26 protein-coding genes and 1 pseudogene are annotated in these 23,953 nt (G+C 47.2%); 23 read left to right on the top strand and 4 right to left on the bottom strand.

Annotated elements, in window-relative coordinates; all coding sequences use genetic code 11:
- Positions 1-8 precede the first annotated feature (8 nt).
- Complete coding sequence (locus tag E6W40_RS28780) at positions 9-968, bottom strand: metallophosphoesterase family protein (RefSeq protein WP_136609049.1); 960 nt, start codon at positions 966-968, stop codon at positions 9-11.
- A 270-nt stretch (positions 969-1,238) separates the two neighbouring features.
- Here E6W40_RS28780 and E6W40_RS28775 point away from each other — a divergent pair, with 270 nt between their 5' ends.
- From E6W40_RS28775 to E6W40_RS28750, 6 genes are all read left to right on the top strand, one after another.
- The gene (locus E6W40_RS28775; protein WP_136609048.1) at positions 1,239-2,027 is read left to right on the top strand and encodes a DeoR/GlpR family DNA-binding transcription regulator; all 789 of its coding nucleotides are present in this window, start codon (positions 1,239-1,241) and stop codon (positions 2,025-2,027) included.
- A 167-nt stretch (positions 2,028-2,194) separates the two neighbouring features.
- Positions 2,195-2,596, top strand: a complete 402-nt coding sequence (locus tag E6W40_RS28770; RefSeq protein WP_246073244.1) for a YflT domain-containing protein — start codon at positions 2,195-2,197, stop codon at positions 2,594-2,596.
- 247 nt (positions 2,597-2,843) lie between these two features.
- Positions 2,844-3,365 (top strand): TetR/AcrR family transcriptional regulator, encoded by a 522-nt coding sequence (locus E6W40_RS28765; protein ID WP_136609047.1) that lies wholly within the window; start codon positions 2,844-2,846, stop codon positions 3,363-3,365.
- Positions 3,366-3,466: 101 nt separating this feature from the next.
- Positions 3,467-4,033, top strand: coding sequence for an NAD(P)H-dependent oxidoreductase (locus E6W40_RS28760; RefSeq protein ID WP_136609046.1), 567 nt, complete (start codon positions 3,467-3,469; stop codon positions 4,031-4,033).
- Between the two features lie 230 nt (positions 4,034-4,263).
- Complete coding sequence (locus tag E6W40_RS28755; RefSeq protein WP_136609045.1) at positions 4,264-4,710, top strand: DinB family protein; 447 nt, start codon at positions 4,264-4,266, stop codon at positions 4,708-4,710.
- A gap of 12 nt (positions 4,711-4,722) precedes the next feature.
- On the top strand, positions 4,723-5,205 hold the full coding sequence (locus E6W40_RS28750; protein ID WP_136609044.1) for a GNAT family N-acetyltransferase: 483 nt from the start codon (positions 4,723-4,725) through the stop codon (positions 5,203-5,205).
- A 19-nt stretch (positions 5,206-5,224) separates the two neighbouring features.
- Here E6W40_RS28750 and E6W40_RS28745 read toward each other — a convergent pair whose 3' ends face one another.
- Positions 5,225-5,971 carry an MBL fold metallo-hydrolase gene (locus E6W40_RS28745; protein ID WP_136609043.1) on the bottom strand — a complete coding sequence of 249 codons (747 nt, stop codon included), beginning with the start codon at positions 5,969-5,971 and terminating at the stop codon, positions 5,225-5,227.
- Between the two features lie 129 nt (positions 5,972-6,100).
- On the opposite strand from E6W40_RS28745, the pseudogene E6W40_RS28740 reads away from it, so the two are divergent.
- A pseudogene (locus E6W40_RS28740) lies at positions 6,101-6,530 on the top strand (Lrp/AsnC family transcriptional regulator).
- A gap of 64 nt (positions 6,531-6,594) precedes the next feature.
- Here E6W40_RS28740 and E6W40_RS28735 read toward each other — a convergent pair.
- Positions 6,595-7,479, bottom strand: a complete 885-nt coding sequence (locus E6W40_RS28735) for an IS3 family transposase (protein ID WP_168928788.1) — start codon at positions 7,477-7,479, stop codon at positions 6,595-6,597.
- Positions 7,401-7,745 (bottom strand): helix-turn-helix domain-containing protein, encoded by a 345-nt coding sequence (locus tag E6W40_RS28730; protein WP_246072784.1) that lies wholly within the window; start codon positions 7,743-7,745, stop codon positions 7,401-7,403. Before E6W40_RS28730 ends, E6W40_RS28735 begins: the two co-directional genes overlap by 79 nt.
- Before the next feature lie 275 nt (positions 7,746-8,020).
- Between E6W40_RS28730 and E6W40_RS28725 the strand changes: the two genes are divergently transcribed.
- From E6W40_RS28725 to E6W40_RS28650, 16 genes are all read left to right on the top strand, one after another.
- On the top strand, positions 8,021-8,287 hold the full coding sequence (locus E6W40_RS28725; protein ID WP_136609042.1) for a phage tail protein: 267 nt from the start codon (positions 8,021-8,023) through the stop codon (positions 8,285-8,287).
- A 78-nt stretch (positions 8,288-8,365) separates the two neighbouring features.
- Positions 8,366-8,797, top strand: a complete 432-nt coding sequence (locus E6W40_RS28720) for a MarR family winged helix-turn-helix transcriptional regulator (RefSeq protein ID WP_136609041.1) — start codon at positions 8,366-8,368, stop codon at positions 8,795-8,797.
- Positions 8,798-8,849: 52 nt separating this feature from the next.
- Positions 8,850-9,410: an NADPH-dependent FMN reductase gene (locus E6W40_RS28715; protein WP_136609040.1), complete on the top strand. Its 561-nt coding sequence runs from the start codon at positions 8,850-8,852 to the stop codon at positions 9,408-9,410.
- Positions 9,411-9,647: 237 nt separating this feature from the next.
- Positions 9,648-10,034, top strand: a complete 387-nt coding sequence (locus E6W40_RS28710) for a DUF5684 domain-containing protein (protein WP_136609074.1) — start codon at positions 9,648-9,650, stop codon at positions 10,032-10,034.
- A gap of 354 nt (positions 10,035-10,388) precedes the next feature.
- Positions 10,389-12,188 carry a cache domain-containing sensor histidine kinase gene (locus E6W40_RS28705; protein WP_168929093.1) on the top strand — a complete coding sequence of 600 codons (1,800 nt, stop codon included), beginning with the start codon at positions 10,389-10,391 and terminating at the stop codon, positions 12,186-12,188.
- A complete protein-coding gene (locus tag E6W40_RS28700) occupies positions 12,175-12,942 on the top strand; it encodes a response regulator transcription factor (RefSeq protein ID WP_136609038.1) in 768 nt (255 codons plus the stop codon). Before E6W40_RS28705 ends, E6W40_RS28700 begins: the two co-directional genes overlap by 14 nt.
- A gap of 214 nt (positions 12,943-13,156) precedes the next feature.
- On the top strand, positions 13,157-14,440 hold the full coding sequence (locus E6W40_RS28695) for an ABC transporter substrate-binding protein (RefSeq protein ID WP_136609037.1): 1,284 nt from the start codon (positions 13,157-13,159) through the stop codon (positions 14,438-14,440).
- Between the two features lie 81 nt (positions 14,441-14,521).
- Positions 14,522-15,394, top strand: coding sequence for a carbohydrate ABC transporter permease (locus E6W40_RS28690; RefSeq protein ID WP_136609036.1), 873 nt, complete (start codon positions 14,522-14,524; stop codon positions 15,392-15,394).
- 1 nt (position 15,395) lies between these two features.
- On the top strand, positions 15,396-16,226 hold the full coding sequence (locus tag E6W40_RS28685) for a carbohydrate ABC transporter permease (protein ID WP_246073243.1): 831 nt from the start codon (positions 15,396-15,398) through the stop codon (positions 16,224-16,226).
- A gap of 37 nt (positions 16,227-16,263) precedes the next feature.
- Positions 16,264-17,808, top strand: coding sequence for a glycoside hydrolase family 31 protein (locus E6W40_RS28680; RefSeq protein ID WP_136609035.1), 1,545 nt, complete (start codon positions 16,264-16,266; stop codon positions 17,806-17,808).
- 237 nt (positions 17,809-18,045) lie between these two features.
- Positions 18,046-18,303, top strand: a complete 258-nt coding sequence (locus E6W40_RS28675; protein ID WP_342774748.1) for a CD3324 family protein — start codon at positions 18,046-18,048, stop codon at positions 18,301-18,303.
- A gap of 130 nt (positions 18,304-18,433) precedes the next feature.
- The gene (locus E6W40_RS28670; RefSeq protein ID WP_136609033.1) at positions 18,434-18,973 is read left to right on the top strand and encodes a GNAT family N-acetyltransferase; all 540 of its coding nucleotides are present in this window, start codon (positions 18,434-18,436) and stop codon (positions 18,971-18,973) included.
- A 203-nt stretch (positions 18,974-19,176) separates the two neighbouring features.
- Positions 19,177-20,370: a transposase gene (locus tag E6W40_RS28665; RefSeq protein ID WP_136609072.1), complete on the top strand. Its 1,194-nt coding sequence runs from the start codon at positions 19,177-19,179 to the stop codon at positions 20,368-20,370.
- A gap of 280 nt (positions 20,371-20,650) precedes the next feature.
- A complete protein-coding gene (locus tag E6W40_RS28660; protein ID WP_168929092.1) occupies positions 20,651-22,396 on the top strand; it encodes a methyl-accepting chemotaxis protein in 1,746 nt (581 codons plus the stop codon).
- A gap of 189 nt (positions 22,397-22,585) precedes the next feature.
- A complete protein-coding gene (locus E6W40_RS28655; protein WP_136609031.1) occupies positions 22,586-23,239 on the top strand; it encodes a carboxylesterase family protein in 654 nt (217 codons plus the stop codon).
- Positions 23,240-23,379: 140 nt separating this feature from the next.
- Entirely contained in the window at positions 23,380-23,856 is a 477-nt protein-coding gene (locus E6W40_RS28650; RefSeq protein WP_136609030.1) for a helix-hairpin-helix domain-containing protein, read from the top strand.
- Positions 23,857-23,953: the final 97 nt, after the last annotated feature.

Genomic DNA, 23,953 nt, shown 5'->3' with positions numbered 1-23,953 from the left:
CTTAGCTGTTAATTTTCGTCGTCACCGGGATGATGAACAGGCTGTTCGCTGACAACCGAACCATCTTCAAGCCGAAGCCAAGTGGCAAATCCGGTCTCTCCAGCCGTCAGGCGAATGACGCGGGCACCTCGTTTGAATCCTTCCCTGCCATAGGTGTTATAGCCGCTTGAGCGTCCATAGCACAGTCGGATGCCATGCAGATCGCCGTAGTAGTCATTGACATGATCATGTCCGCAAAAGGTGCCGACAACATCGCCCATTTCGAGCAGGGCCGTGAAGAGTCCCGAGTTGACGGGAGCGGAGCACACAGGCTCATATTTGTTTCCGTAACAAGTTTCTTTATCCCAAACTTCCTGATATTCGGGTACCGGTATATGGAAGAAAGCAAGGGCAGGCAGCTTACTGGCCTGGTTCACTGGATTCAGCCGCGCCGATTCATTGACCAGCCAGTCGATCTGATCCCGTCTTACCCAGTTATAGTAGGGAATGTGTTCCAGAGGAGAGAGGTTGCCAGAATCCAGAAAATATAAATTTGCCGCCGGTTTTCCTCCAGCGTCCATCAGTTCGACGGAATAGTTACCTTCGCCAGTGATCTCTTTTGGACCGGATTCAGCTACGGTATGCTTGTGGTTCAGTACAACCTGCATGAGCTCTTCCCGGGTGATACGATTTTCCGTGTCATGATTGCCGAAGACGACAGCCCATGGGATTCCCCGTTCCTCGGCAGCGCTGACAGCATCCCGGAAAGCCTGAGCCGGTTGATCACATTCGGAATGGCCGGGTGATACGTGGCCGGTATAGATGACATCTCCAGTAAAGACAACCATGTCCGGTTGTTCGGCATCCAGCGTCATTTCCATCAAGGCGCGGGTGCGCAGATCCTCGGGTTCTCCATTTTTCCAATGCAAATCCGTGAATTGTACGATTGTAAAAGTTCCGTCCTGCCGAAAAGATAATTGATGGCTCATTATATTTCCCCCTTGTAAAATAATGCGTTGTAATAATGTTGATTTATGTTAATTTATGTTGTTTTCGTGTTGATTGTATGCTCTGGGTAAAATGTTGTCAATCCTTTTTTACATATTGTTAACATAAGATAATACTGGAATGGAAAGACCTATCTAATGATGTCCTCCTAGGTTTGACAAGGATCATAAAGAACTAATACACTAAATAAAAACAACAACAAAACACATTAAGTTATAATAGGAAAGGTCAATAACAGGAGGAATGTTCGTATGTCCTTAACCTATGAGGAGCGCCGGCAAACCATTCTTGCCCAGTTAAGCACGGAAGGAAAAGTGCAGGTGCATGCCCTGGCGGGGCTGTTCAATGTCTCGACAGAGACAATACGCCGTGACTTGGACCGGCTGGAGAAGGAAGGCAAACTAAGGAAAGTATACGGGGGAGCGGTTCAAACCCGTTCCGAGCGGATTGAGCCGACGTTTATCAAGAGGGCCCAGATGCATCAGAGTGAAAAGCAGGCAATCGGTAAAGCTGCAGCCTCTCTGATTGGGGAAGGGGAAACCGTGCTTCTGGATAATGGAACGACAACACTGGAAATCATGCGCGAACTGATGGACCGTGCTGATGTTACTGTCATAACAAGCTCTGCCCCTATATTGGCCTGTGCGCTGGAAGGGTTTCAGGGGAAAGTGATTTTTGCCGGCGGTGAAGTCAATATGAGTTTTCAAGCCGCGGCAGGAGCCATTGCCCATCAGCTGCTGGATCAGTTTAAGGTCAACAAAGCATTTATCTCGGCAGGGGGAATCTCACTTGCGGATGGCATTACGGAGTACAATCTGGAAGAAGCTTTGCTGTCGCGTAAAATGATGCAGCGAACCGAAGAGTCTATTTTAGTGGCGGATCATTCCAAATTCGGAGTTACCACTTTTGCACAAATCGCCCCCATCGAGCATATATCCATGATCGTTACGGACCCTGGATGTTCCCAGGAATGGATTGATGTGCTGGGCAGGCTGGATGTCGAGGTTTTGATCGGCGGAAGGGATAAATCCCGGAAATAACCACAGCTCTGATAACGAAGATCAGGTGAGGGAAGCCTGTGTTTTTTTTGTTGCAAACGAAGATCATACGGCGTCATAAAATATTTCCAAGGTTCATCCTCCCGCATTGCGGTTATAAACGTTGTAGCAGACGCTGCAGATGATTATGAATAGAGGAGGAATCCATCATGGAAACCAATGTAACGAATATGACGAAGGTTCAAACCGTAAATACGGCAGGTGATGTTCACGCGCAGGTTGATAAATTTGTGACGGAGGGATACAGTACGGATCGTATTTATGTCCTGGCTCATGACAAAGACAGAACCGACCGTGTTGCTGACCAAACGGGCACCGAGCAAATCGGCTTGGATGAAGAGGGCATGGGTACGGCGATCGCCAACATCTTCCGTTCCCGCGGGGATGAGCTTCGCGCGAAGATGAGATCCATGGGGATCTCCGATAATGATGCGGAACGTCTCGAAGAAGATATGGACCGCGACAAAATCGTTGTGATCGCCTGGGGCGGCAAAGAGTATGACAATGATGATTTTGACCCAACGATTACCTACTTCCCATATATGGTTTAAGATCGATAGAATTCACAAAAGAGCTTGCTCTCAGGTAACTGAGGCAGGCTCTTTTTTTGTGGAAAATATGAAAGGAAACCTTTGATAGATCGAGGTACGATGTCAGAACCTTTTGGAGGCCGATGTTAAAAAAGCGAAATCGTGAATTCTTTCGAAAAATGATTTGCACTTTAGGAAAACATGGAATAGAATGTGATCATGGTTAGTGATTGATCAATCAATATTAAAACGAAGGGAATGAATGGATATGGCGAAAGGAAATACAGCATCTGCGAACCGCCGTACCGATATCGTATCTGCAGCCATTGAAATATTTGCGGAAATTGGCTACTATCGTGCAACAACAGCTCAAGTCGCGGAGCGTGCTTCCATATCACAGCCCTATGTCTACCGTTTCTTTACAAAGGAATCTCTGCTCGTCGAAGCATTGGAAGTGTCGTGGCTAAGAATCTTGGAGGCTTTTAAACGAGTCATTGAGACATCAACATCTGAGCAATTGGAAATCGGCCTCATTCGTGCCTATGAGGAGATCATGAACATGCATCATAATGAAATCTTGCTTCAAATGCAGGCACAGACAATCCGGGAGACGCCAATCCGTGATGCGATGAAAAAAGGCATGGGCCAAGTAAAAGAATTGGTGGAAAATGCTTTTCAGAAAGCGGGCATTTCAGACGTGGAAGAGAAGACATCAGACTTTTTGGCTAGAGGCATGCTGTGTAACGTATCGATGGCGATGGATATGCCAGGGCTAATGGTAAAGAGATAGAGAAATTTTTTTCTTGTATTGTAATTGATCAATCACTTACTAAATTTAGTGCAAGGGCTAATAGCAATTCAAGAAACCAAAATTCGAGAGGAGCAAACCGAATGAATCATCTTATTATTTATGCCCACCCGAGAAAAGAGAGCTTTAATCATGCTATTTTGGAAACAGCCGTAGAAGGTCTTCAGCAAAAGGGATATAACGTTATCGTACGGGACTTGTACGCGATGGAATTTCAGCCTGTCATAAGCAGCAGCGAAATCCTTGGAGGGATAGGCGAAGACGTTGTTCAAGAGCAGGAATATCTGAAATGGGCTGATGTCATCACCTTTATTTATCCCATTTGGTGGACCGGATTGCCGGCTATTATGAAGGGGTACATTGAGCGTGTATTTTCCTACGGTTTCGCTTACAGATATGTAAATGGCGTTCAAATGGGATTGTTAAAAGGGAAAAAGGCTGTCATTATCAACACGCAGGGCAAGTCGCATGCCCAGTATGCAGCGAATGGAATGGATCAAGCGCTCCGTTTGACATCAGACAAGGGAATCTTTGAATACTGCGGACTGGACGTAATGTATCATCTATTTCTTGAATCCGTACCCAACTCCGACGAGTCCACAAGAGCTGCATGGCTGGAACAGATTGCGGATATGGCAAGCAAAGCTTAAAAAGAAGGCATCTAAATGATATAAATTTGTAATTGATCAATCAATAATAAAAATAGAAATGATGAACAGATCTTACGCGTGATTTGTTGAATTTTCAAAATGGCTTGCTGCCCGGGACACGGAGGCAGGCTTTTTTCTATTGTGAAGGCGGGTTACCGATGCCCCGAAGCCGAGGTAAAATAGGGTTATATGAGATGGCAGGCTGAACAGCCATCAGAGGAGGGAAACCGATGAATATTGTAGAACGCTTGAACCATTGGATCGCGGAAGTTCCCGCGAAATTTAATGTCTTATCGGGGCCGGAGTTGTCCATACGGCCGCAGCCTCATAAATGGTCCAAAAAAGAAATATTGGGGCATCTCTGCGACTCTGCTCAAAACAATCTGCAAAGGTTTATCCGCGCACAATATGAGGAGCAGCCGCAAACGGTGATTAAATACGATCAGGAGCAATGGGTGAAGCTCATGGGATATCAAGAACTTCCTTTTGATCAAGTCCTGAGTTTATGGGCGAGCCTGAACAAGCAGGTGGCAGCGGTGATCGAGAGAACTCAGGAGAACCATCTGCAGAAGGGGTACCCTTTGAGCGAAGGACAAATCGTAACACTGGGTTGGCTGATCGATGATTATGTTGATCACCTGGAGCATCATCTGAAGCAAATATTCGGCGACATATAAGGGGGAATTACGATGCAGACTACAAGTGGACAATTAAGCCTGCAAAAGTATACAGATTCACATCAACGAGCTCTCGCAGCATTCCAGCTGCCTGAGGAACAAGCGAAGTTTACAGCTTTGCCGTTGGAGGCTCTAGAGGCGAATGAAGGGCGACATCCCGTGGTGATTATCTATGGTGAAAACCCTGTGGGTTTCTTTGTTCTGCATAACAGCGGTAGGGTCAAGGATTACACGGATAACCCAGGAGCCATGCTGTTAACGGCATTATCTATTAACCATGTTGAGCAGGGGAAAGGATATGCCAAAAAGGCGATGCTCCATCTAAAGGATTTCGTTGCTCAGCATTTTTCTGATTATCATGAAATGGTCCTGGCAGTTAATCACAAAAATATTCCTGCGCAGAAGCTGTACAAAAAGGCGGGATTTCAGGATACAGGGCGGAGAAGAGAAGGAGAGCTCGGTGAGCAGTATATCTACGCGATCAGCGTTACATAATGACTCTCCGAATTTATGTTTAGAACCATTCACCATCCAGAGGGATCTGGACTTGATCGTTCAGCTGCTCAGCATGTAAGCGGTCATTCAAGTCTGATCTTGTGGTGAAGCAGTGATTGATCGATTCCATATGAATGGCAGCGACCTTCGTATAGGGAGCGTACCGGCACAAGCTGACCACATCTTCTTCATTCATAATGATAGGACCGCCCTCCCGAAATCTGGCTCCGCCGGCGTTAACCAACGTGAAATCCGGGTGATGCTCATTCAGGGCCTGCTTGACATCATCGCACCAAATGGTGTCCCCAGCAATATATAGAGTGGGCTCTCCTTCAGCTTTGAAAACATAACCGGCAACCTGGCCCATGAGTTTACCGATTTCACCTACGCCGTGCTGGCCGGTCGTGCGGAATATTGTTGTATCTTTGAAAATAAAACTTCCATTCAGTTCGGTTACGTCCGTAAAATCTCCTGCGCGAACCGCTGTGCCATCACCTGGCTGGCATAGAATTGGAAGGGATTTATCCAAAGCCTCTATTGCCGCCTGATCCCAATGATCGGGGTGCAGGTGTGTTAACAGTATGGCATCCGGTCTGACCCAGTTTTCGATGGGAAAAGGGAGAGATACAAGCGGATTACGTCTGTCGTTTTCCGTATTGAAGACTGGAGGATTTGCTCCTTGGGCACTGAACATCGGATCAATCAGGAAGGTAGAACCCGCATATTCGAGCCATAGTGAAGCATTGCGGATGAGCTGGATTTTCATATATAAAACACCTCTTATCTTAAATATTGTGGATCTGTTATCATTAAAGTGCAGCTGAAGCGGGAGCATATAACCCCGTGAAAGGAAACCTCGGCTGCCATTTTCACGTTGAAAGGAATTTTGTGAATAGTGAATCAATATACGCTGGATGAAGTGGATTTGCGGATTCTGCATCATTTGATTGAGGATTCAACCCGTTCCTACAAGGATATTTGGCGAGCTCGTTCACTTAACCGGGCAGGCGATAGGGGCACGTGTGCGCAAGCTGCAGGATGCGGGTGTAATTGAAGGCTATACGCTGCGCTGGAATCCGGAAAAAATCGGGCTGTCTGTGCATGCATTTGTCACCGTCTTCCTCAAATCGAGCAACGCCCATCAACTCTTTCAATCCTTTGTGCAGGAGCATGAGCAGGTAGTTGAGATGCACCGGGTGAGCGGCGAGGGCTGCTACTGGATGCGGGTCCGGGTAGGATCGCCTCTGGATCTTAATGAGCTTCTTGATGAAATTTTAAGCTATGGCAATTATAAAGTGAGTCTGTCGATCGGGCAGATAAAATAGCGAGAAAGGAAAATCCCCTTACGATTATGGTCAAGACCCCATTTAGTGGACATTGAAAAAACACCTAGGCTGCAAACTGGCGCCGGTACTGTACCGGCGTCAGTTTGTTTAATTTACGCTGCGGTCGCCTTTGGTTGTAAAATTGTATGTACTTCTCAATTCTCCTTTGTGCCTCTGCCAGATTTCGGATATCATAGGGATAGAGCCCTTCCGTTTTGAGATGCGAGAAGAAGCTCTCCATGGAGGCGTTGTCTAGGCAATTGCCCCGGCGAGACATGCTGATTTGGGCGCTAACCTTTGGCAGCATGTCGTGGTAAGCATGAGACGTGTACTGGAACCCTTGGTCGCTGTGAACGACCAATCCGGACACGTCTTTTCGCTTAGCAAATGCTTTAGCGAACGTCTGAAGTACCAGTTCATTATCGTTACGTTCGCTAAGTTGGTAGGCCACAATCTCGTTATTGAATAGGTCTTTCACTGCCGAAAGATACAGCCAGCGCTCGCCTATCCGGTATTGAGTCACATCCGTCACCCATTTCTGGTTTGGTTTTTCGGCTGTGAAATTTCGCTTAAGCAGATTATCAGCCACGCGCTCGGCAGCCTGGTATGTCATATTAAATCGACGTTTCCGGCGAATGCTGGCTTGAAGACCAAGCTTTTGCATTAGGCGCAGTACTTTCTTGTGATTCATCCATACACCTTCATCCTGCCACAAGAAAAGTTGGATCTGACGGTAGCCATACTTTCCTTCGTAGCGTTGATACACGGTGCGAAGGAGTCGTTTAGCCTCGGCATCTCGGTCATTCTTCTTCCTCTTCAAATACGCGTAATAGCCACTTCTAGAGACGCCAAGGAGCTTGCAGTGTTCGGCTACTTGGCCGACATTCGCTGCTTGTTCGATAAGCTTGAAGCGCTGTTCTTTCCCTCCTGCATCCAGATTTCCAAACACTTTTTTAGCATCGTATTCTCCCGTTTCAACTGCTGAACATATCGCTCTTGATCTAAATATTCCTTCCGCCTTCCTCGTTGATCCAGTAAACCAAACTCACCCTTTTCACGGTATTTTCGCATCCAACGCTTCATCCGACTCTGGTCTTGGATTCCCAAATGATCGTTGATTTGCCGATACGTCCATTTTTCCTCTACGTGCAAACGGATTGCCTCCATCTTGAGTTCCTCAGAGTACGTCTTAAACTTTTGACCTTTTATAGCCATAAAAAATACACCCCCTAGAATTCATCGGTTAAACCAAGGGGTTTTTCCAATGTCTATTCTAAGGGGTGCACTTCATTAGGTAAGAGGATTTTTATATTTAACGGCTATTGTGGTGAGAGCATCGGTTTTATTTATGTAATGAGCGTTCAGCAAAAGGGCGGACATGTTCAGAATTTGTTCAGAACATAAATGTAAAATGAAGACACAGTTTATATCTGGCAGCGGGAATTCACTTTTGAGCTTCATAACTTTCATAACATGGGAGGAGCAGTACGATGAGTGAAAAGTATTTGGGAGAAATCCGAAAGTTTGCCGGAGACACTGCTCCGCCGGGATGGGTGTTTTGTCATGGACAAGAGCTTCGTGTGGAACAATATGAAGATCTGTATGGACTCATTGGAGTAACCTATGGCGGCGATGGGGTGAACACGTTCAGAACCCCTGAACTTCATGATAAACAGCAGGTCCGGACGAAGGCAGGTCCTGCTTCATTACAGCATTTTATCATGGCGACCGAAGGATTAGTCCCTGATTGTTTTTAAGTAGGATTTGACAAAAACATCCCTTCGTATGATAATTGACTAGTCAACAGTTGCTATATCAACTAATGAGGTGATCTGGTGGGATCTAGAGTATTCGACAATATTGGGGTCCTGATTCATACCGTAGATCTGGAGATCACACAGTATTTAAAAAAGCAGCTGGCTCCTTATCAATTGGCCCCAGAGCAGCATCTGATCCTGGCTTTGCTTCTGGATGGGGAAGGAATGTCGCAGAACTGTATTGCTGAGCAGCTCGGGAAAGATAAATCCAGTATTACCCGGATGATTTTCAGTCTTGAAGGCAAAGGATATATCCGGAGGGTGGGATGTCCGAATGATCGGCGTTCAGTTGAAGTGTACCTGACCGATAAGGGGAAAGAGCTGAGGGAAGCAGTGAGCACGATCAGCACAACGACTCGGGAGCTTTTAAGCAAAGGGTTGACGGAAGAGGAAACCTCAGAGCTCAGGCGGCTGCTTGGAAAAGTGCGTGAAAATGCGAAGCAGGTATAACCGTTCTGGTTTTTGAAGCATACTAACAACACAACTATTGGAGGAATGACAGATGAAAGTTGTAGCATTGGTAGGAAGTATCCGCAAAGAGTCTTACAACGTAAAGCTTGCCGCATATGTGAAGAACAAATACAAGGAGCAAATGGATGTGGAGATTCTAAACCTCCGCGACGTTCCTTTTTATGACCAGGACATTGAAAACGATCCTCCTGCCGCAGTTAAAGAGCTTCGTGAAAAAGTCGCTGCAGCCGACGCCGTTCTATGGGTAACACCAGAATATAACTACTCCATCCCGGGCGTTCTGAAAAACGTCATCGACTGGCTGTCCCGTGGTGACCGCGTTATGGTTGGCAAGCCATCCATAATTATGGGTGCTTCCATGGGCCTTATGGGTTCCGTTCGCGCGCAGCAGCATCTGCGTGATATCCTGTTCTCGCCAGGAATCAATTCGCCGCTGCTTCCAGGAAACGAAGTGTATGTCGGTATCGTTCATGAGAAAATGGATGAAAACGGAAAAATCAAGGACGAGGCAACGGTACTCTTCCTGGATTCCGTCATCAACAACTTCGTGAAATGGTACAACCAGCAAGCTTCTGCAATGGCATTGAAATAAGTCGTTTTTATACAACCCCGGCGGTTTTTGCTGCCGGGGTTTTGCTGTTTTCGAGCATTTCCCAGTCATAAAAATTCCCGGATGCAATATGGTATTAGAGACTGCATGGAAAAAGCAACGGTCTTGAGATGGATTAATTTGTCGAAAATGGGTCGAATCAAAGAGGATTTCCTAGAAGGATATCGAATGTTAAGAAGTGCATTTTTAACTTTAATTCCATGTACAGGGAGGATATTTATGACAGGGTTTTTGATTTTGTTATACATTGCTGTTTATTTTGTAGTTTGCGGGGCTTACTATCAGCTTGCGAAAAAAGCGGGCAGGGACGATATTGCCTGGTTGGCCTTCATTCCCATCCTGAACGTCATCCTGCAATTGAGGCTGATTAAGGTGAGCGCGTGGTGGATCTTAATCGGTTTGGTGCCCATTGCCAATCTTGTATTCTCGATTATTATGCAGATCAAGCTGTTGAATGCATTCGGCAAAAATGGCGCCTATGTTCTCTTCGCAATTTTTTTGTCCCCGGTATATATGATTTTATGGATAGTCTGGGGTTATTCCAGCCAAACGACATATCAGCTTTACGAACCGCCGGTTCCTCCAGGTCCACATGCTTCTTTTTAAGAAACAAATATCTATGATACGTTAAGCGATTCAAACTTACATAGTGAAGCAGAATTGAAGCTATAGCGGATAAACCAGGAACCTACAGATAACCCGCTGATTTGGATTGTTTGCAGATTGATACGCAGTTAAGAATGCACCTGAAATAAGAAGAGCCGCCTCCCGAGATGGGGGTGGCTTATTGCGTGTATAAGTCGTAACTGTTTACAATAAATTGCTACTAATGCTGGAGGAAGAAAAAATACTACGATATATGATCCTATACTACGATTCCGTTATAAAATAGATTGGTTTAGCTGGGCTTCCCCGTTACAATAGATGGCAAGAGCCATAGGCAATCAGGAGTGGAACCTTATGATGAAACAAAAAATATTTTCCGGGCCGACTTCAATCCGCAGAAAGATCACGACCTACTTCTCTCTAATTTTTATCCTTCTCATCGGCCTGCTGGGTTACACCACCTATCATATGTTCAGCACGACGCTGACTTCCGAAGTGATCAGCTATACATCTAAAATAGTGACGGAAGCGCGGCTGAATGTGGATTCATACTTCAACCAGATCAAAACGCTTGTTCAAATTACGGCGGGGCAGTCTGTGATACAGGATGCTGTAAGCGGTTACGCTGAGGACGATGATCAGCAAAGGTTGATTCACCGCCGCCAGATTGAAGATCGTATGAGGGATATTTTACGCTACAATCCAAGCATTAAAGATGTGGCCGTAATCAAGCCTTCGGGCGTTGTGTACGAGTATTCGGGAAGCACGGTCAGAGGCAACTATCCCTTTTACAGCCAAAACTGGTTTCCCAAGTTTCAGAATGAATACTTTTTCCGGGTTCATTTCATTGGCATTCACCCCCAAGATTACTATTTCAATCCGCCTGAGGCCTTAGAGAAGGTTATTTCAGCTGTAGCCCCGGTATTCGACTTCTGGAACCCTTCCAGGAAGGACGGCACCAGCGTCATGTTTAACCTCAAGCTCGAGGAAATCCAGGAGTTAACGAAGGAAAGCAAACTGGAGCAAAACGGTTTTTTCCTTATCATGGACCATGCCAATGAATTTGTTTTCAAACCCTCGGAGGGCAATGTTAGTGAACAGCTGCAGTCGGAAATCATCGGCCGCATGGGGAAGGAAGAGGGAAGATTTCAGGTGGGGAATGGAAAGGATACTTTTCTGGGCGTATATACCACCTCCAAGGTGACAGGCTGGAAAATTATCGCCATGATTCCGATGAAGGAAATTCTGGCTCATAACGATAACATCAACAAGCTGGTACTGATGCTGCTGGGGGCGGCTATATTAAGCGTTGTCATCATTTCGGTGTTTATATCGTCCAGGATTACCCGTCCTATTACGGGGCTCATGCGGAAGATGAGTGATGTACAGCAGGGAAACTTCGATCTGGACCTGTACGACGACAGCTCGGTGGAGATGCAGAAGCTGACCACGCGGATTATGCGCATGATCAAACGGATTAACCAGCTGAACCATGATGTCTTTTCCTATGCCATTAAAACCAAGGAAGCCGAAATCTCGGCGCTTCAGTCGCAGATTAATCCGCATTTTCTGTACAATACGCTGCAATCCATCAAGTCGCTCGCCATTTGCGAACGCAGCGAAGATGTCAGTCTTATGGTCACGCTGCTAGGCGATGTGATGCGATATTCCATTTATCACCCGAATGAACTGGTGGTACTGAATAAAGAGCTTGAGCATGTCAAAGCGTACCTGCAGATTCAGAATTACCGTTACCCGGACAAAGTGCAGTATGAGTTTGACTGCGAAGAACGGGTTCTACATATGAAAACACCCAAGCTGCTGCTCCAGCCCATTGTCGAGAATGCAGTCATTCATGGATTCAGCGGCAGTCGCAAGGGGAAAGTTCGGATTTCGGCCCACCGCATTCCGGCGGGACTTGAAATTGTGATTGAAGACACAGGTCAAGGTATTACGGCAGAGAGATTAATGGAGCTGCGAAACTTGCTGTATCAGAATGAGGCGTCAGGTATGGAGCATATTGGATTCAAAAATGTTCATGACCGCATTCGCTACAAATTTGGAGATACCTATGGCCTGACCATCGAATCCGAGGAACAGAAAGGCACCACAGTGATCATACAATTACCGGAGATGGGGGATGAATATGCTTGAACTTGTTATGGCTGATGACGAAGTACTGACGCTGCAGATGCTGGGAAAAATCCTGAAGTGGGAAGAGTTTGGCATTACGATTGCCGGAGCGGCAACCGATGGCAAGCAGGCGCTTGGGATGATTCGAGAGCGGCGGCCGCAGCTCTTGATAACCGATATTTGCATGCCTGAGCTGGATGGACTGGAGCTGATTGAGACCGTCCAGACCGAAATGCCTGGGATGACAATCATCCTGCTGAGCGCACATGGCGAATTTGAATATGCGCAGCGGGCCATCGAATGGGGTGTATTCGGGTATCTGCTGAAGCCGCTTGATGATGAAAAGCTACGCACATTGGTGGGGCGAGCAGTGGCGCAAATTCGGAAGGAGCAGACCAGGGATTTACACCAAGAGGATAACCCTAAATATAATTTAGAGCAGTCGGAGAATTACCATGTGCAGAAGGTGAAGTATTTCATCGAAAAGCATTATAAGCGTAATCTGACGATGGAAGAGATATGCACTGAAACCGGCGTAAGTAAGAACTACCTCTCGAATCTATTCAAAAAGGAAACCGGTGTGAATATTTGGGGATACTTGACGTACATCCGCATGGAAACAGCGAAATACCTGCTCCGGACGACCGCGATGAGGAATTATGAAATCGCGTACGAGGTAGGATATGAAAACCCGAGCTATTTTACAAAGGTATTCAAAAAGAGTACGGGAATGATGCCGCAGGACTATCGCGATCTGAAAATGGGTGCCGGTTAGGCATAGGCCGCGAATGACGCGGTCTTTTTTAATGCGAAGAATACATAAGAGACAAAACATTCGCTTTGCGGTTGCCTCTGAAAGAGTGCGTAGTATTGTTGCAGAAAATGTAGTTTCAACACTTCAGACTGGGGACGTCCCCAGAGTACGATAGAGATGTAAGCGGTAAGCGATATCTTTAAAAAAACCATTGCTTGATTGTAGGAGGAGTATCATGAAAAAAGTATTTACCGTGATCGCAAGCTTGTTTTTGCTTTCATCGCTGATGCTGGCGGGATGCGGCAAGACGGACGAGGCGGGGTCCAAGGAAAATGCATCGGGTGCGGCTCAATCAGAGAAAAAGGTCAAGATTCGCATTATGGGCTACAACAAAGAGGAAACGCGGAAATCATATCTGGATTACTTGAAGGAGAAGCTGCCGAATGTGGATATCGAATTTCAGTTTGTGGATTTGAAATCCTTCGAGAATATGCTGCGTACGCAGCTGGCTGCAGGGGAGGGTCCCGATATCTTCGAAACGAGCGGCAGTGGAGCGGTATACGCGAACGCGGGTTATGTAGAGGATTTGACGGACGCCTCATTTACCAGCAAATACAATGATACGGGTCTAATGCGCTACCAAGGGAAAGTGTATACGATTCCGCTGCAGTCCTGGTTTGAGGGTATCTGGTACAACAAGGATATTTTTGAAAAGCAGGGGCTGACTCCTCCGAAAACTTGGGATGAATGGATGACGATACACGAGAAGCTGCGTCAGGCAGGCGTTAAACCACAAGCGATGGGGGCGAAATCTTGGGAGCCAATGATGAAGCAGTCCATGGGCATGCTGTTGAATGAATTTTATACGAAACCTGAGAATAAGGACTTTGACGCTGCTTTCTCGGAAGGAACGAAGAAGGTCAGCGGAAATTGGAATGAGGTCGTAAGCAAATGGACCGAAACAATCCAGAAGGGCAATATTACGAAGGACATGCTCGGTATTGACTATGACCAGGCGCAGGATGAATTTGCAACCGGGAAAGCGGCCATGTGGGAATCCGGACCATGGGCGGCAGAAGCGCTCAAGCAAAAGAATCCAAACCTGAATATGGGCATGTTTCCGATACCGGGTCTCACGGAAGGCACAGGCTGGCTGATCGGTGGACCGGGAAGTGCCTTCGCGGTCAACAAGCAGTCCAAGCATAAGGATGTAGCAATGCAGATTCTGGAGCTGACTGCCACACCGGAGGCGCAGCAGGCCTTAATTAAGGACAATTTCGGAAGCTCCTTCCTGAAGGGTGTCGATGTCCAGCTGCCGCCAGAGTATGAGGATTCCGCAGCAGCTTTCAAGGAAGGGCATGTCTATGCGCCATGGATTACATGGCCGTTCGGAGCTATTGCCGAGGATTATGGCAAATCGCTTCAGGAAGTGCTGACCGGAGCGAAATCGGTCGATGATGCACTGAAGGTGCTGGATGATAAAGCAGAGCAGCAGCGCAAGTCCTTGAAGGGCAACTAAACCGATGAAGGCGGGGATATCTCGGGAAATAAGCTCCGGGATATCCCTTATTTTTTTACACGAGAAAGGAATGAAAACAACATGATACGAAAACGGGAATTTGCCTTTTTACTTCTGATCGTGCCTGCGCTGCTGTTTTATCTGATCTTCTATCTGTACCCAGTGGTATCTACCTTCGCACACAGCTTTACGGATTGGTCGCTCCTTAAGCGCAGCGTTCACTTTATTGGTCTGGAAAATTACAAACAGCTTTTCCATGACGACGTAGTCCTGACAGGGATTAAAAACTCTATTATTTATGCCGTAATTATGACGATTGTACAAAATGCCCTGGCGGTGCCACTTGCCGTGGCGCTCGACAAAAACCTGCGTTCGAAAAATCTGCTGCGAATGGTATTTTTTGCTCCGGCAGTGCTTAGTCCTTTGGTGGTTGGCTTCTTGTGGTCATATATTATGTCATCTCTGGATTACGGACCGCTCAACCAAATGCTGACTCAGATTGGCCTTGGGTCCGTCAATTGGCTTGGGGAACCCAAGCTTGCACTATACTCCGTGATCCTTACCCAAGTATGGCAGTGGACCGGATGGGCGATGGTTATCTACCTTGCGAATTTGCAGGGCATTTCCAAAGAGCTGTTCGAGGCTGCTCATATCGACGGTGCAAATGGATGGAAAACATTCTGGAACATTACTCTGCCGCTGCTTGTACCTTCCATTACCATTAACACGGTGCTGAGTATGATTGGTGGTCTGAAGGTATTTGATATCATTTTCTCTATGACTTCAGGAGGTCCAGGTCATGCAACAGAAAGCATTGTCACCGTACTGCTCCAACGCGCATTTACAGACAGCCAGCTTGGTTATGCATCTGCCCTTGGCGTGCTATTCTCGTTATTTGTTATGGTGGTAACGTTTCTGCAGCTGCGTCTGATGAAGCGATGGGAGGTGTCTTAAGGTGGCTGCGAAAAAAGACAAAACACCTTATATGCTGGAATTGTGCCTGATCATCATTGCTGTTATTGTGGCTCTTCCTATTTATTATTTGCTGGTTACCACCTTGAAAACACCGGAGGAAGCGGTAGCAAGCCCGCTGGGTCTACCGCATCACTGGACCTTCGGCAATTATGCGGAAGCATGGAACATGATGCGTTACCCAAAAGTGTTCATGAATAATTTTATCATCACTTTCTTCTCTCTGATCGGGTGCACGCTGCTGCCCTGCATGGCGGCGTATGGTTTTGCCCGATCTAGGAATTGGCTAAGTAAGCTTCTGTTCTTGGCGATCATTGCCGGTTTAGTGGTTCCTTTTCAAATTGCGCTCATTCCCTTGTATAAGCTCATCAGTACACTCCATCTGATGAATACGCTGTGGGCGGTCATTGTTGTGAATATATCGGTCACGATCCCATTTAATGTCTTCTTATTTATTAACTTTGTGAAGTCGCTGCCGTTGGAGGTGGAGGAGTCGGCTTCTATCGACGGGGCGGGCGTCATCGGATCCTTCTTCCGGATCGTGCTTCCGCTGATGCAGCCTGTCATTGCTTCTGCGGCCATTCTCAATTCTTTAACCTTCTGGAATGATTTTATGGGGCCGCTCTTGTTCCTGCAAACGAGGGATAAGGCCGTCATTCTGCAGGAGGTGTACCGGAATATCGGACAGTTTTCCACGAATTGGACTGCCTTCTTCCCGATGATGGTGCTGGGTGTTGCACCTTTGCTTATTTTCTATATCATCATGCAGAAATATATTATCAAAGGCATAGCGGCCGGATCTGTAAAAGGATAATATTAGCATAAAGTGTACCTGTGAAGGAGAGAGAAACATGGAAGACAAATATGTCATCCCGCTGCTGTCGGGTGAGCGCTGGTGGGGTGGCCGTGCCGCGGACGGCATGAGCATGCCTTACGGAATGGACGCTTTTGAAGCAGATCTAATCGAGACGCTGGGCATGAATCAGGCTGCACCGCTGCTGCTGTCCAGTAAAGGCAGATATGTGTGGTCGGAAGAACCGTTTGCTTTTTCATTCTCGGCAGAGGATTTGGCCATATCAAATGGTAAATCAAAAGTTACAGTGGCAGAGGGCTTTGAAAATCTTCGCGAAGCTTTCCGGCAGGCTGCCAGCCGTCACTTTCCGGCATCGAGAGCCTATCCGGATGAGCTGCTGTTCACGGCGCCCCAATATAATTTATGGATCGAGCTTCTGTATGAACCAACGGCGGAGAAGGTGCTGGCTTATGCCAAGGCTGTTCTGGATCAGGGCATGCCTCCGGGGGTAATCATGATTGATGATAACTGGCATGAGCCGTATGGAACCTGGCGTTTTCATTCAGGCAGATTTCCGGATCCGAAGGGCATGGTTGATCAGCTGCATGAAATGGGCTTCAAGGTCATGCTGTGGGTATGCCCATTTGTCAGCCCGGATTCCAGAACCTTTCGCGAGCTTTCCGGCAAGGGATATCTGCTGAAAGACAAGCATGGGGAAATAGCCATCCGTCCCTGGTGGAACGGATACAGCGCTGTGCTGGATGGCACCCATGAGGGGACCGTCAGATGGTTTGGCGAACAGCTGGATTTTCTTCGAACGGAATACGGCGTGGACGGCTTCAAGCTGGATGCTGGGGATATTGAATTTTATCAAGACGGCGACCAGACCGCTGCTCCTTCCAGTCCCCATGGACAATGCGAAGCATGGGCGCGTATCGGCTTGAATTATACGCTGAATGAGTACCGGGCCTGCTGGAAGCTGGGTGGGCAGGCGCTGGCCCAGCGGCTTAAGGACAAGCTGCATGCATGGGACGGCAACGGCTTGTCATCGTTAATCCCGGATGCCCTTGCTCAAGGATTGCTCGGACATCCGTTTACATGTCCCGATATGATCGGTGGCGGGGAATATATGCATTTTCAGCAGCATTCGGATGCCCTGGACCAGGAGTTGTTCGTCCGTTCGGCACAATGTGCGGCGCTGTTCCCGATGATGCAATTCTCGGCTGCACCGTGGCGCGTGCTGGATGCAGAGCATCTGCGTTACTGCGTTGATGCCGCCAATCTGCACAGCCGGTTAGGAAGTGAAATCCTGGATCTTGCCAAACAGGCCGCGGAGGATGGAGAGCCGATGATGCGGCATCTAGCCTATTCATTTCCGGATATGGGCTATGAGCATATGAATGATCAATTTATGCTGGGTGAGCATATCTTGGTCGCGCCTGTCCTGCAAAAGGGAGCCGTAAACCGCAGTATCATCATTCCGCCGGGTGTATGGAAGGGTGATGATGACAGCATCGCTGAAGGTCCATGCACACTGGATGTCGACGCTCCGCTAAGCCGTTTGCCATGGTACCGGAAGCTGGAAGGAAATTCTTTTATATAGTACATTGTAATTAATCTTAATGAAGCGGGAGGGATCATAGCATGCAATATGCGAACAGTTTCAGGGGAAGCTCCATGCAAAGTCTGTATGACAGACAGCGGCGGTTACTTGTATGGAGTCCAGCAACTCACGAACCGCCCCTTCCTGCAATGCAAGGCTAGAACGCGTTGTATCATAGAGACTTTGCTGCCTTAAATTCTTCATTATATGTTTAAGGAGCAGGGCAAAGTGAAATATATGAATGCTGAAGCTGTTTTTCCAAAGCGGCTGTTGAACGAACTACAGCAGTATGTGCAAGGTGACTGGATTTATATCCCCACCATGAAAGGCTCACGAAAAGCTTGGGGAGAGCTCTCCGGTAGCCGGGATGCATTGCGGAGCAGAAATGCCGATATCCGCCTGCAATTCGCCAGTGGACAGTCGATCGAGCAGCTCACTTCCCAGTTTGGTTTGGCATATGATACGATCAAGAAAATTGTGTATTCAAAAGGATAAAACCGCGGCCCGCAGATCTTGAAGATCTTGCGGGTTTTTCTAGTGCAGTGTTCGATTAGGTAGTGTTTCAGGTATATCCCTCACGGGTCCCATACTTCTATAATCAGGATAGATTAAAGGGAGAGTAACCATGAACATAACCGTCGAATTATGCGCATTAGATGACAAATTCATCATCTATAATCTATATCCATTATATTTATATGATCTGGCTGAAATACGGAAGATGCTTCCGAATAAGCTTGGCGTTTTTGAAGATTCTGACGATTACCGGACATTGCAGGACCAGCAGACTCTATTCGATATATGGTGGCAAAAAGAAAACATTCTATTTCCTTTCTTGATCCGGGTGGACGGCCTGCCGGCAGGATTTGGTCTGGTCGCTACTCCGCCTTATCTGGTGGATGACAGCGAGTACATGCTGAATGAATTTTTTATTACGAGGCCCTTTCGAAACAAGGGAGTGGGAGAAAAGGCGGCTGCGGCTATTTTTAACCGGTTCCCGGGCAAATGGATGCTGTTCACGACAGAGGACAATGCTCGCACACAGATGTTCTGGAGAAAGACGCTGGAGAGATATGCATTAAGCCGCTATAAGGAAACGGATGAGGATTTGCCGCATTTTGGCGACGCGAAGGTGTTCCGTTTTGAGAGTGACGGATTATTATAATGCTTTTTAATAAAGGGTGGACCTGATATGTAGTCTTTTACATGGGGTTCGGCTTTTTTTTGCGCATTTTGTAAATGAGTGTTTTGCATAAACTTGATCCCTTGATACACAAGGATTTCTAAGCATAAAAAAGGGACTTCACCCCAACTTGGAGAAGTTTTTCGGTGACCAAACCAAAAACCCCAAGAACGGAGGAAGTCACCTTGTATATTCTACAAGAAAGTCTATTTTCCTTTGAAGATATGCTAAAAATGAATTCAAAAGATCGATTGCCAATCTTCTTTGGCGTCTTGGATCTTCGTCCTTACGCCAAACAACTGAGAAGTTGTTCACCCCGAGGTGCTGATGGTCATTGTAGAGAAGGGATTTTACGTGCACTCTTAGCCGCACCACTTGAGCATATTCAAACTTTTACGGGCTTGCATCATCGTTTGGATACCGATCTTCGATTTCGCTATCAGTGTGGACTTCCGCTAGATCGCGAAGTCCCTTCCATCTCGACGTTAAGCCGAGTCTTCAGCGAGCTGACTAAGAAAAACCTGGCTAAGCAACTCTTCGAAGATCTGGTCAAACGCTGTCAGCAAGACGGCATTATTGATGGCAGCCACGTTGCAATCGATAGCGCCGTCATCCATGCTTTCGAAAAGAAGCAGCCCAAACGAAAAAGCGAGCAGACCGGCAATGCGAATTGGGGTGCGAAATTTGACTCCTTCGGAAACAAGGTGACTTGGTTCGGTTACAAGCTCCATTTGGCTGTGGATACAAAAAGCGAATTGCCGCTCGCACTGGAAGTCACGCCAGCGCATGTCAATGACGGGGAAATGGCACCGGGTTTGATTGAAAAGGCGGCTGTCAAAACAAAGGCGCGATTCTTTATGCTCGATGCGGGCTACGACCAAATGAAAGTTTACGAAGCCGCTCGAAACGTGAAGGCGCAAGCCATTATTCCCCTCAACCCCCGAGGAGAGAAAGAACCTCCTGCTGGGATGACATCAAACGGAACGCCTTGTTGCTCGATGGGATTCGCGATGACTTATTGGGGTGCTGACGGTGATTACTTGAAGTTCCGATGTCCTCACGCCACGGGTAAAGTTGATTGCCCGTTAGGAATGTCCGCCTGTTCGCCTTCCAACTATGGCATGGTCGTCAAAGTAGATGCAAAGGACGATCTTCGGCGATCTAGCAGCCCGCATCGGGATACCAAACGCTGGAAGGAGCTTTACAACGAACGTACCAGCGTGGAACGATGCAACTCCAGAATGAAAACCTATCTTACTGCAGATGACATGCATGTCTGGGGCATTCAGAAAGTAACGACTCACCAGTATCTGAATGCCATCGTCCTGCTTGTATCCGCTCTTTCTGCTACCACTAGAAAGAACCAAAACGCAGCTTAAAAATTTGCAAACGCTGAAATTCTGCAGGTCTGCCCATTTTTAGAATTGAGCCACTACAATTCCCCGGATGCAATTAGATTTTGCTGCCTTTCTAACAAAAACGGAATTATGCAAAATGCTCAAATAATTAATCTCATACAAAAGACCTAAAATGTCGATATATCTTTCATAACAGTGCTGGAATATCAGAAACCGCTGATTTGTCAATGTACAAGTTTGTGAACACAAAAAGCGCCCTGAAATAACGGCAATGAACTTTATAAAGTATAGGGTGGTTATCATGAAAAGAAGAAACAGTTTAATCTTCAAGACAAGCATTATCTTGGCGGGGATGTTTTTCTTATTGGAGTGCATCGTGACGATGCTGAATCAGTCGGAGATGAAAAAACAGCAGCTAGAGGAGCTTTCTAATACGGAATGGATGCTGCATACCATCATTGTCGATGACATTCCTTCCATTGAAAAGGCAAAAGCTCTGCTTGGTTCAGGTGATGAAATGAAGGATGAGCGGATTCAGCAGGTGCAGAACAAGCTCGATAGCATGAATAATAATCAAAACATTACGAACAGTTACATTTATAAACCTGATATGGAGACCGACGAAGACATCACAAAATTGAAACTTATTCTCGGCAACCAAGAGCTGTATGATTCGGGACGGAATCCAGGTAGCCTCTATGAAGCTAAGGGAGCCTTCGCGGACGCGCTGGCAGAAATGGTGAAGAGCGGTTATGCAACCTCGAAGGTTTATACGGATGATTACGGGAAATGGATAAGCATAGTCAGCATGATCAAGGATAGCAATGGAAAAGCAGTCGCTATTTTTGGTGTGGATTACGATTATTCCAAAATTCTTGAGCAGAGGGGCCCTATGATCCTTAGAACCAGTATTATCGGCTCGGGAGTTGTGATAATATTCATCCTGCTTATTATCTTTATGGTTCGGTTCACTTTACGTCCAATTGCTCATTTAACCCAATTAAGTATCAAGGTTGCAGAAGGGGATCTTTCCGTAGAGGCTCCTGTTAAAAGTAAGGATGAGGTCGGTATTTTGTCAGCCAATTTCAATACGATGATTGCAAATATTCGTCATTTAATCGAGAATGTCCAGCAGACCTCCGATAAGGTGACGCAATCCTCCAAGGCGCTGGCAGCGAGCGCAGATCAGACCTCAAGAGCGACAGAAGAAATTACCCGTTCGATTCAAGAGGTTGCCCAAGGCTCAGAGACACAAATGCAGTCTGCGGTTGAAAGTCAGGTGGCGATGGAGGAGATGACGGTTGGCATACAGCGGATCGCAGAATATTCCTCGCGTCTGTCCGAGCATGCCCAAGAGGTTGCCAAAAATGCGGAGGCAGGCAATCATGTCGTGCGTCAGTCTGTAGAGGAAATGGAGAGCATTCATTCGACGGTATCAGATACCGTGAGTATTCTGGAAGAATTGGAGAATCGTTCCCAGGAAATCGAGAAAATCGTAGCCATCATTTCAAATATCGCTGGTCAGACCAATCTGTTAGCACTCAATGCTTCCATCGAGGCGGCCAGAGTTGGCGAGCATGGCAGAGGATTTGCGGTCGTAGCCCAGGAAGTACGGAAGCTGGCTGAGCTGTCAGGGGAATCATCAGAGCAAATTTCCAGCATGCTGAATGAAATCGCCTCTTATGTAAGCCGTGCCTCGACCGCCATGAATGCGAGTATGCATCAGGTCGCACAGGGCTCCGAATCGGTTCAAAAAGCTGGGGAAGCATTCGGCGAAATCGTCGTCTCCCTGCAAAATGTGAATGAGCAGGTACATGAGGTATCCGCCTCAGCCGAGCAGATGTCCGCAGGAAGTGAGCAGATCGCGGCTTCCCTTGATGAGCTTGCCCGGATCGGCAGAAACGCATCGGGCCATTCCCAAAGCGTGGCCGCTTCATCCGAGGAACAGATGGCTTCCATGCAGGAAATTGCCGGATCTGCTACGATGCTGCAAAGCATGGCTGATGATTTGGAGAAGGAAGTTCGTGTATTTAAATTAAAAGCATAAGCTGCAAGTGTAGAAGAGGCCACCCACCTGGGTGGCCTTAGTTATTCCGAACTTCCGGTTCATAAAATGCTGCCGCCAAGCAGGAAATGGGCCATCCATTGGCGTAATAAGTGGAAGATCGATTGGATATAAAGACGGGCTGCCGGTCAGGTGCGCGTGTACATTTGATAATGAAAGCGGGGAATCCCATTGAGTCAACAAGCCTGCAAGCTGGACAAGGAAATCACAAAAAAGGTAACGCTGGACTATCTGCTCCATCTTCCGGAAGGATATGATCAGAATTTAGATCAAAAATGGCCTGTAATCCTGTTCCTTCATGGTTCAGGAGAGCGCGGCAGCAACGTGGAGCTGGTAAAGGTCCACGGTGTTCCCCATATAGCGGAGCATGATCCTGCATTTCCATTCATCGCCATATCTCCTCAATGTCCCGATCATTCGGACTGGAACGGGGAGAAGGATGCTGTAATGGCTGCACTTGATGAGGTTATGGCAGGTTACAATACCGATCCGGCCCGTGTTTATTTAACGGGATTAAGCATGGGGGGTTATGGCACTTGGCAGCTGGCTGCCGAGTATCCGGGCCGATTTGCGGCTGCGGTACCTGTATGCGGGGGCGGTAATCCGAAGAATGCCGATGCATTGAAGGAAACGCCTATCTGGGCTTTTCATGGGGCCAAGGATGATGTTGTGCCGTTATCGGAATCGGAAGACATGGTTGAGGCTATTCAGGCAGCCGGCGGAGATGTGCTGCTGACGGTGTACCCGGAAGCCAATCATAATTCATGGACTGAAACGTACGACAACAAAGAACTGTACGACTGGTTTCTGAAGCATTCGCTATAAGCGCTGCCCGGGTTTAAAAGTGAAGCAAGTAAGGCCAAGCTAGAGCTGGAGGAAGACCGGCATCATGACATGATGCTGTTTCTCTGGCTTTTCCTATTTTGAATAGGGGTTTTCGAAGACTATTTCCGGAGGGATGTAAGATGAGCAAACGGCCAGCCCCCAAGCTTCCCCTATCCTCGGAAGAGAAGATGAATTTGCGGTCTTATAAAATCAAGCTGAATACGGTCGCGGAGCTGGACACTGCCGATTTGGCGGGCATTCTTGGATCGTCAGCGGAGCGTGCGGGATATTTGCATGCATTAGCCCAGTTCCAAGCGATTCCTTCCATTGGGCCGCGGATTGCGGAACGGGTAGCTGCTTTGGGATATGGTTCACTTGATGAACTGAAGCCATTGAACGGTCCGGATCTGCTTGAACAATTGGAGACCCATTTTGGTTTCTGGGAAGATCCCTGCCTGGAGGACGCCCTCTGGTGTATGGTTCATCATGCGAATCATCCGGACAGCAAGAAGAGCTGGTTTGATTTTACGGATGCCCGAAAAGAATACCGTAAGGAGCATGGATATCCGGAGACAAGACCCAAGAAGGCATGGCATGAGGTAAAGTCTGGAGATTAAAAGTATCTAATCTAAGTGATATCGATGAAACAGGTAAAAGAGCCCCGCCCTTAAAAAGGGTACATACAGGGGTTCTTTTTCATGAGGCTATTCCTTT

Origin of the sequence: Paenibacillus dokdonensis (assembly GCF_004916975.1) — a bacterium.
Classification (GTDB): Bacteria; Bacillota; Bacilli; order Paenibacillales; family Paenibacillaceae; genus Paenibacillus_AQ; species Paenibacillus_AQ dokdonensis.
This window is presented reverse-complemented; position numbering and strand designations above follow the sequence as displayed.

Coding starts and splice junctions, on each gene's coding strand:
- E6W40_RS28780 (WP_136609049.1), bottom strand. CDS start 968: ATGAGCCATCAATTATCTTTTCGGCAGGACGGAACTTTTACAATCGTA.
- E6W40_RS28775 (WP_136609048.1), top strand. CDS start 1,239: ATGTCCTTAACCTATGAGGAGCGCCGGCAAACCATTCTTGCCCAGTTA.
- E6W40_RS28770 (WP_246073244.1), top strand. CDS start 2,195: ATGGAAACCAATGTAACGAATATGACGAAGGTTCAAACCGTAAATACG.
- E6W40_RS28765 (WP_136609047.1), top strand. CDS start 2,844: ATGGCGAAAGGAAATACAGCATCTGCGAACCGCCGTACCGATATCGTA.
- E6W40_RS28760 (WP_136609046.1), top strand. CDS start 3,467: ATGAATCATCTTATTATTTATGCCCACCCGAGAAAAGAGAGCTTTAAT.
- E6W40_RS28755 (WP_136609045.1), top strand. CDS start 4,264: ATGAATATTGTAGAACGCTTGAACCATTGGATCGCGGAAGTTCCCGCG.
- E6W40_RS28750 (WP_136609044.1), top strand. CDS start 4,723: ATGCAGACTACAAGTGGACAATTAAGCCTGCAAAAGTATACAGATTCA.
- E6W40_RS28745 (WP_136609043.1), bottom strand. CDS start 5,971: ATGAAAATCCAGCTCATCCGCAATGCTTCACTATGGCTCGAATATGCG.
- E6W40_RS28730 (WP_246072784.1), bottom strand. CDS start 7,745: ATGGCTATAAAAGGTCAAAAGTTTAAGACGTACTCTGAGGAACTCAAG.
- E6W40_RS28725 (WP_136609042.1), top strand. CDS start 8,021: ATGAGTGAAAAGTATTTGGGAGAAATCCGAAAGTTTGCCGGAGACACT.
- E6W40_RS28715 (WP_136609040.1), top strand. CDS start 8,850: ATGAAAGTTGTAGCATTGGTAGGAAGTATCCGCAAAGAGTCTTACAAC.
- E6W40_RS28710 (WP_136609074.1), top strand. CDS start 9,648: ATGACAGGGTTTTTGATTTTGTTATACATTGCTGTTTATTTTGTAGTT.
- E6W40_RS28705 (WP_168929093.1), top strand. CDS start 10,389: ATGATGAAACAAAAAATATTTTCCGGGCCGACTTCAATCCGCAGAAAG.
- E6W40_RS28700 (WP_136609038.1), top strand. CDS start 12,175: ATGAATATGCTTGAACTTGTTATGGCTGATGACGAAGTACTGACGCTG.
- E6W40_RS28695 (WP_136609037.1), top strand. CDS start 13,157: ATGAAAAAAGTATTTACCGTGATCGCAAGCTTGTTTTTGCTTTCATCG.
- E6W40_RS28690 (WP_136609036.1), top strand. CDS start 14,522: ATGATACGAAAACGGGAATTTGCCTTTTTACTTCTGATCGTGCCTGCG.
- E6W40_RS28680 (WP_136609035.1), top strand. CDS start 16,264: ATGGAAGACAAATATGTCATCCCGCTGCTGTCGGGTGAGCGCTGGTGG.
- E6W40_RS28675 (WP_342774748.1), top strand. CDS start 18,046: ATGAATGCTGAAGCTGTTTTTCCAAAGCGGCTGTTGAACGAACTACAG.
- E6W40_RS28670 (WP_136609033.1), top strand. CDS start 18,434: ATGAACATAACCGTCGAATTATGCGCATTAGATGACAAATTCATCATC.
- E6W40_RS28660 (WP_168929092.1), top strand. CDS start 20,651: ATGAAAAGAAGAAACAGTTTAATCTTCAAGACAAGCATTATCTTGGCG.
- E6W40_RS28650 (WP_136609030.1), top strand. CDS start 23,380: ATGAGCAAACGGCCAGCCCCCAAGCTTCCCCTATCCTCGGAAGAGAAG.